Raw genomic sequence first — 805 nt, forward strand, 5'->3', positions numbered from 1 at the left:
AGCTTGCTCGCGAACCGCACGGCAGCGGAACGACCGGCAGAATGCGTTCGCGAGCAAGCTCGCTCCTACAGGGAGATATCCCGGCTAGCTTACAACTTGAACTGCGCCACCAGTTCTTCCTGGCTGCCGGCCACCCGGCGCAGGTGTTCGCCGCAGTCGCGGGTGTGCGCGGCGGTCTTGCGGTTTTCCACGGTCATGTCGCTCAGGCGGTGCATGTGCTGGTTCACCTCCTGGGTCGTGGCGGCCTGCTGTTCGGCCGCGGCGGCGATCTGGAAGGCCATGGCGTGCACGCCCTGCAGAGACTCGTCCAGCGCGCCGAGGGCTTCGAGCACGGCCTGGGTGTCCTGCTCCAGGGTGTGCGCCTGTTCGCTGGCGCCGCTCATGCTCGATTGTGCCTGGACGGAGGAGTCGCCCAGGCTGCCAACGATGGCGACGATCTCGTCGGTGGCGCTGCGGGTGCGCTGGGCGAGGCTGCGTACCTCGTCGGCGACCACGGCGAAACCACGGCCCGCCTCGCCGGCGCGGGCGGCTTCGATGGCGGCGTTGAGGGCGAGCAGGTTGGTCTGTTCGGCGATGGAGCGGATCACGTCCAGCACCGAGCCGATCTGCTGGCTCTCGCCGGCCAGGGTCTGCACCACGCCGTCCGCCTGGCGCAGGCCGACCAGCAATTGATCCTGGCGGCCGATCATGTGCTGCAGGGTGCCCTGCATGGCGACGAAGGCCTGTCGCGCGGCGGCGATCTGGAAGGCCATGGCGTGCACGCCCTGCAGAGACTCGTCCAGCGCGCCGAGGGCTTCGAGCACGG

General features: G+C 69.2%; 1 pseudogene. It reads right to left on the bottom strand.

Annotated features, from left to right (window positions below):
* Window positions 1–89 precede the first annotated feature (89 nt).
* Window positions 90–611 (bottom strand): annotated as a pseudogene (locus ACCC94_RS29880) (methyl-accepting chemotaxis protein); the annotation flags it as partial.
* Window positions 612–805 lie beyond the last annotated feature (194 nt).

Source organism: Pseudomonas sp. Pseusp97, assembly GCF_047304025.1.
Classification (GTDB): Bacteria; Pseudomonadota; Gammaproteobacteria; order Pseudomonadales; family Pseudomonadaceae; genus Pseudomonas.